The organism is Mesorhizobium sp. M7D.F.Ca.US.004.01.2.1, assembly GCF_003997785.1.
GTDB lineage: Bacteria > Pseudomonadota > Alphaproteobacteria > Rhizobiales > Rhizobiaceae > Mesorhizobium > Mesorhizobium loti.
The window spans coordinates 1-6,913 of the sequence record NZ_RZRQ01000316.1; the positions used below are offsets into that span (position 1 = coordinate 1).

The window sequence follows — 6,913 nt, forward strand, 5'->3', positions numbered from 1 at the left end:
TGTAAGGCCATGCCCCAAGCGGTGCGGCGGTGAAAAGCAGCTGTACGTCCGGCAGCGGCCGGCTTGCATCGCTTTTCAGGAATGCCACGACGCCGCCAGGCACATCTCCTGAAAAGCCCTTTCCGGTGAGATAGGTCTTGACGAAATCCAGCCCGATACGATCGGCCCGCATCATCTTGAGAAACGGTCCCGGCTGTTTGCGTCGATACATCAGGATGACCGAAACATGGTCCTGCAAATTCTTGCCGACCTGCGCACGATCAACCTTTGTCTCGATGCCATGCGCCGCGAGTTCGCCGCTATCGCCTATGCCCGACAGCATCATCAGTTGCGGCGTGTTGATGACGCCGCCGGCAAGCAGAACCTCGCGCCGTGCCAGAACTTCATGGCTCGCCCCGCCTCTGGCATAGGCAACGCCCGTTGCGCGCCCATCCTTCAGCAGGATCTTCGTCGCCATCGCGCCGGTTAGCACCCTGACGTTGCCGCGGCGCATGGCGGGCCGCAGATAGGCGGTCGCGGTCGAGCAGCGCCGGCCGTTCGCAATTGTCATCTGCAGGCGGCCGAAGCCTTCTTGTATGGCGCCGTTGTAGTCGTCGGTCTGCGGGTATCCGGCATCACGGCTGGCCGTGGCGAAGGCATCGATCAGTTCATCCTTGTAGCGGCAGAACTGGGTGTTCAGCGGCCCGCTGCCGCCACGATACCGGCTTTCGCCCGCCTCCCAGCGCTCCTGCTTCTTGAAGTAGGGCAGCACCTTGTCGAACGACCAGTCCGTCAGGCCGCTTGCCGCCCAGCGATCGTAATCGCCGCGATTGCCGCGTACATACGCCATGGCATTGGTGGAGGAAGAGCCGCCGATGACCTTGCCGCGCGCGCATTCGACCTTGCGTCCGCCGACATTGGCCTCGGGCTCGCAGAAATACATCCAGTCGTGGCGGCGCTCGGTCAGTATCTTGCCCCAGCCGAGCGGGATGTGGATCATCGGATCGCGGTCCCAATCCCCCGCCTCCAGCAGAAGCACCGACACCGCGGGGTCTTCGCTCAACCGGTTCGCCAGCACGCAGCCGGCCGATCCCGCACCGACAATGACGTAGTCAAAGGTTTCGCCAGCCGGCATGCGTGATCCTCGGGAGAAAGACGGCCCGCCGCGATGGCAACCGTCGACGAAGGCAGTCAACCATCGCGCAACTGGTGTTGTCAACCATTGCGTACAGTTGTAGATTGGTTGAATTGGTTGAGTGCCGTCGAACAGGTTTTCGTGTCACAATATGATGTCAGGACGTTGAGTCGGCGGTCTGCCGATCGGACAGGAGATTTGGTTTTGAGCGCATTCGAGCCGCAGGTCGGACCATCGGATCTCGACGACATCATTGCCGCGGTCCGCCAGTTGCAGCAGGGCGGCGGCAAGCTTCCGTCCGAGCGCGATCTTGCGGAACATCTGAGCGTAAAGCGCCATCAGCTTCGCAAGGCGCTTGAAGTGCTGCGCCATTCAGGCGATCTCAAGCCAGCACGCGCCAGGCGGGCGCCGACCGCCCTTCCGAGATATGGCGAGGAACTGGTCAGGGTAACCAACCCGATCGAGGTTCTGGAATTGCGCCTGATCATGGAGCCGGGCCTTGCCCGGTTGGCGTCGCTGCGCGCCTCCTCTTTCGAGACGGCGCGGATCCTCGATGCGGCAACCACGCCGGAGAATGCCCCGTCGGGTGAGGTCGACTTCGCCTTCCATCTCGCGATCGTCGCCGCCGCCCGCAACCATCTCGCCGCGGAATTCTACAAGATGCTGCGTCAGGTCGGGGTCGATGCGCGGGTGAAGGTAGCGCGCACCGCGGCGCCCACCTGCCCCAAGCGGATCGCCCAGCGCGACGGCGAGCATCGGCTGATCGCCGAAGCGATCTCGCAGCGCGATCCCGAAGCGGCGGAGGCCGCAATGCGCGCGCACCTTTTGTCCGTGCAGAGACAGATCATGGAACGGTCGAATGCCGGCGCCTTTGCCGCGTGATCGTATCAGCCTCTGACGTCGAGCCTGTGCGGGGAGTTTCAAATTGAAACGTCATTTCGACGTGCTGGTCATCGGCGCAGGATCCGCCGGCTCGGTTGTTGCCAGCCGGCTCAGTGAAGACCGGTCGTGCCAGGTCGGCCTCATCGAGGCCGGGGCGATGCCGGCCGATCCCGATATCGCCGACCCGCTGAAATGGACGATGCTTCAGGGCCGCGCCTACGACTGGAGCTACCGGACCGTGCCCCAGCCTTTCACCGCCAACCGCGTCCATGAATGGCCACGCGGCAAGATCGTCGGCGGCTCGAGCTGCCTGCATGCAATGGCCTATGTGCGCGGCCATCCCGTTGATTTCGAATCCTGGGCACAAGCCGGCGGCGAGCGCTGGTCCTATCTAGGATTGTTGCCGGGCTTCATCCGCAGCGAAGCCTTCACCGCCTTCGACGGGCCGGCACGCGGCAAGGGCGGCCCGCTGGACGTCTATCTGCCGGACGCCGAGGTCAGTCCGATCGTGCGTGCTTACATCGCCGCCGGGCAAGCCATGGGGGCTCCCAGCCTGACTGACCACAACAGCGGCGAACTGGTCGGCACCAGCACCAATTCGCTCAACATACGCGACGGCAGGCGCCTGAGCGTCGCCGACGCCTATCTGCCGCCGCAGGTCATGGCGCGGCCGAACCTGACCTTGCTCGTCGGCCACGAGGTCGAGCATCTGGCGTTGAACGGCCACAAGGTCACGGGCGTGAGCGTGGTGTGCGAGGGTGAGACCAGAACGCTCTGCGCCGACCGGATTGTCCTTTGCGCCGGCGCCGTGTCCACCCCGCTCATCCTCATGCGGTCAGGCATTGGTTGTCCCGATACCCTCAAGCAGGCTGACATACGCTGTCTTGCCGATCGACACGATGTCGGCCGCCACCTTCAGGACCATCTGCTGGCTCTTGGAAATGTCTACAGCACGAAAAAGCCGGTGCCGCCGTCGCGCCTGCAGCATTCCGAATCGCTGATGTACCTGCATGGTGACGACCCTACCCGTTCCACGGGAAGCCCCGACATCGTGCTCGCCTGCGTCGTCGCTCCGTCAGCGGCCGAGGGCCTGAACGCCCCGCCCTATGGCTCCGCCTTCACGATCCTGTGCGGCGTCACCCATCCGACAAGCCGCGGGCGCATCGCCCCAAGCGGGCCGGGCCGTAACGATGCGCCGCTCATCGATCCGCACTATCTCGAAACCGAACACGACCGCACGGTCTTCAGGATGGCGTTGAAGCGGGCACGCATGGTCGGCCATCATGCGGCTCTGGACGAATGGCGCGATGCGGAGATCCTGCCGGGCGCACCGGTTCAGTCCGATGATGAGCTCGATGCCTTCATCGCCAGGGCCGCTTCCACCCATCATCATCCGGCTGGCACATGCCGGATGGGTCGTGATGCCGACGCCGTCGTCGACGCTGACCTGCGGCTGAACGGTTTTGACAACATCTTTATCGTCGACGCTTCGGTGATGCCGGCGATCCCGAGCGGGCCGATCAACGCCGCAATCGTCGCCATCGCGGAAACCTGGGCAGCGTCTACACGGGTTACCGCGTCAACGGCGGCCGCCGCGTCTGACAATTCCCCTGGTGTTTGAACGGCGGCGCTGGCCCCGGCGGTTGTCAGCTGTGGAGGTGCGTCAGTTCAAACGCCGCTCCGTCCTGGATGCCGGCCATGCGCTGCTCGGCGGACCGGAACATGTCCGCGAACTCCACCTGGTTGTCGAACACCACGCCGCCGACTTTGACGATCAGGGCATCCTCGGTTCCTTTTGGTGCGAAATAAACTTGCGCGATACGCGCCCGGATACGCTCCCCGATTTCCCTGGCTTCCGCTTCGGTGGCGCCTGAGAGGAAAACCCCGAACATCGAAGTGCCTATGCGTCCAACCAGATCTTCCGCGCGCACCGATGATTGTATGGTTGAGGCGACGAGCCGCAAAGCCTCATCGCCCCATTCAAGACCAAAGCGCAGGTTGATGGACCGCAAATGTTCCGAATGGATGACCAAGAAGGCGCCCGATCCCGGACCCGGCGCCGCTGGCCTTGCTGTTCTTCGTTCGACCATCGACGTGAAGACCGCTCCGTTCAGGCAGCCTGTCGTGGTGTCGAAGGTTGCCGACTTGTCGAGTTCCCGGCGATAGCGACGGACCTCGATCTGCTTCAAGCCAAGGAACAGAAAAAGCGGAACACCAAGGACAACAGGCAACAGGATTGCCGTGACCATGCTGCGCCCAAATGGCGTCAGCGCCTCCGAGAACAGGAGCAGATAGTTGAGGCCGATGGAAAGGGCCAAAATTCCGGTGGTTCCCAGAAAGGTCAGCCAAGCGACGCCTTTCCATGCCGGAGCGGTGGTGGTCGCCATTGTCTTTGTCACTGGCCGATCTCCTGTGGATGGGCTGGTATAGAGCCGGCGTGCTGCAATTCGGTTTCGAGGAACCTTCCAATTTGATGCATCGGCGGCATGATCTCGTCGAGGTCGCGGACGAAATCGGTCTGTCCCAGGGAAAGCTGCGCCCGTGACGGTTGACAAACAAAATATCAGGAGCTGAGCAACCAGCTATTGTGCAGGCCCGAATATGCCCATCTCCGCATCCCTGGCTGTCGCCTCCGCTTTGCCGTAGATACCGCTCGGCAGCGCCATGGCCCAGCCGTTGGAGACAAGCCAGGCGCCGACATCCTGCTTGCCCAGGCTGCACGGTGCGGCGATGGCAAAACGCTCGACGTCCGGCGGCACGAAACATTTCAGCGCGCGTCCCCTCAGCCAGGAATTGAAAGCGGCGCGTGCACGCTCTCCGCAGGGCCAGGTGGCCTCGTGAAACGAGCAGGATCTGTCGAGGTCGATGTCTTGCACCCCGCTGATGACCACCTTCCGGCCCATGGATTCGAACATCGCCGACGACGTGGCAACAGGGCGGTAGAGCAAGACCTCCCGCCAGTCCCCGGGCAGCGGCGTTTTCAGGGGCACGGCGAGACCGAGCTCGCTGAGTGGCGGACGGGGCTCGGCCCGTTCGATCTCCGCGGGATCAAGCCGCGGCGGAGCGATCAGGTCCTGAGCAACCTTGCGGGCTGGTTCTCGGCGTTGTGCGCCGGTAACGGGGGCAACTGGCCGGATTGGCTGCGTATCGTCAATATCCTGCGAAGGGATAAGGACAGGCCGATCGACCGAAAGCAAAGCCCGGGCCTGAATGATCAGCAGGACTCCGGCCAGAAGCAGGAGGCTTCCGAGCGCGATCGCCAAGCTGCTGCGGCCCGGCCGGCCCATCAGCGCGAACAGGATCTCAAGGAGTCTCGCCGGTCAGAAACCCGACGTCGATTTGGCAACCAGCTTGAGAGCACCTTTTTCAATCCGATAGAACGGCATCGATCGTTCGCTGGATCCGTCGGCCCGAAACCGGAACAGGCCGGTCGACCCACGAAACCCATTTGGATTCTCGAGAACCTTTTTGCTGAAACCATCAGGCCCGACCGCGCTGGCAATCCCTGCAGTCAGGGCAACCATATCATAGGCGTAGGCCACATTGACGTCGGCCGGATAGTTGTATGCCGTCCTGAAGCGGTCGGCGATCGGCCCGGTTTCACTTGGATCGAGCGTGGCGATATATGCCCCCCCAAACAGCGGATCCATGGGGTGTTCCAGCCAACGGTTCGTTCCGACGACGGAGATTGTCTTCCCCGGAATGCCCTTTGATTTAAGGGCGGCGAGGATGGGCGACGGGCTGTCATTGCCGCTGGCAACGATGACGGCGTCGGGGGCGTCCACGAGTGAGCCCATTTCGTCGACCACCTTCGCGCCACCGTCACCGGCCGAATACGGGAGAGTGACCGCGAGGGTCGCACCATAGATGCTGAGGCTGTTCGCGACCCGCTTCTCCATGGCGCTGGCGTTTGGGCCCTCCGCGACAAACAATACGAACTTCTTGCTGCCTTTCGCCGCCAGTCCCGCGGCGCCCGCAGCGGCGCTGTCCGCTTCGCCAAGGAGCACGGCATAAACCCCGGCGCCGCCGGCGAAATTATCGGCAAGCGCCAGGACCGGTGGCCGCTTCGATCCCGACAGCGTGGCAATATGCTGGGCTGCCGGCAGTTCGGTCGGGCCGATGACGACCTTCGAGCCCGTCGTTATGGCCGTTATCGCCATTTTGCTGGCAAGCGCGCTGTCGCCTTTGGTGTCTTCCACCGTCAGCGTAAGCAATCCATTGCCGATATCCGTCATCGCCAGCTTGGCGGCATCGAGCATCTTCCTGCCGTTTTCCCCTGCCGGCCCCGCAGCGGACAACGGCAGCAGCATCGTGATTTTTGTCGAACCAGTGCCCAGCGACTGGGTCGCCTGGACCGGACCGGCAACAGCGGCGCCATTCTGCCCGGCAGGCACGGTAACCGCCGCCGGATCGAGCACTTCGGAAACGCCGCCTTTCGACTGACAGCCCGACACGATCACGGCGAGCGCCAAGGCGATTGCCCATGTCCGTGGACAGTGGACGTGTCGGCCAGCTTCCATGAATGCTCCACCCCATGTGCCGCCGGATATTCTTCCCGGTCTGGTCTTCAAGTCATGTTACGGCGGACTTGCTGTGCCGTCTGCAGTTCTTTTAGCTGCCGAAAAGCCTGGCTCTGAGCGCCTTGAGCTGCCTTGCTTGCCCGGCACTTCGATAGTCGGCGCATTTCATGTATCGCGGCCCGGGCACGAACACGCGCCGCACGCACACACCTTTTCCCTGGGCAGAGGCTCCACCCTCTCCTCCTGGCGAAAATGCGGAAAAGCCTGACGTCGCCACCGGCAAAGGCCCGGTCACTTCAATCCCTTCCCTTGCCAGGATTGCCCGCGCACGCTGACAGTAGCGGACCGAAAGGGCCGAGAACCGGCTTTCATTGTGCCCGGCGCGATACTTCATGAC

Annotated in this window: 6 protein-coding genes and 1 pseudogene; 2 read left to right on the plus strand and 5 right to left on the minus strand. The window is 63.1% G+C overall.

Features of this window, described 5'->3' with window-relative positions:
* The coding region (locus EN993_RS28705) for a GMC family oxidoreductase N-terminal domain-containing protein (RefSeq protein ID WP_127265461.1) at positions 1-1,114 on the minus strand (1,114 nt) is incomplete at its 3' end.
* A 204-nt stretch (positions 1,115-1,318) separates the two neighbouring features.
* On the opposite strand from EN993_RS28705, the gene EN993_RS28710 reads away from it, so the two are divergent.
* A complete protein-coding gene (locus EN993_RS28710; protein ID WP_127265462.1) occupies positions 1,319-1,996 on the plus strand; it encodes an FCD domain-containing protein in 678 nt (225 codons plus the stop codon).
* Between the two features lie 43 nt (positions 1,997-2,039).
* Positions 2,040-3,617: a GMC family oxidoreductase N-terminal domain-containing protein gene (locus EN993_RS28715; protein WP_164757867.1), complete on the plus strand. Its 1,578-nt coding sequence runs from the start codon at positions 2,040-2,042 to the stop codon at positions 3,615-3,617.
* 25 nt (positions 3,618-3,642) lie between these two features.
* On the opposite strand, the gene EN993_RS28720 is transcribed toward EN993_RS28715, so the two are convergent.
* The 4 genes and pseudogenes from EN993_RS28720 to EN993_RS38035 form a co-directional block, all read right to left on the minus strand.
* Complete coding sequence (locus EN993_RS28720) at positions 3,643-4,383, minus strand: GGDEF domain-containing protein (RefSeq protein WP_164757868.1); 741 nt, start codon at positions 4,381-4,383, stop codon at positions 3,643-3,645.
* 195 nt (positions 4,384-4,578) lie between these two features.
* Positions 4,579-5,259: a thermonuclease family protein gene (locus tag EN993_RS28725; protein ID WP_245468997.1), complete on the minus strand. Its 681-nt coding sequence runs from the start codon at positions 5,257-5,259 to the stop codon at positions 4,579-4,581.
* Between the two features lie 57 nt (positions 5,260-5,316).
* Complete coding sequence (locus tag EN993_RS28730) at positions 5,317-6,516, minus strand: ABC transporter substrate-binding protein (protein WP_127265463.1); 1,200 nt, start codon at positions 6,514-6,516, stop codon at positions 5,317-5,319.
* A gap of 91 nt (positions 6,517-6,607) precedes the next feature.
* Positions 6,608-6,913 (minus strand): annotated as a pseudogene (locus EN993_RS38035) (lytic transglycosylase domain-containing protein); the annotation flags it as partial.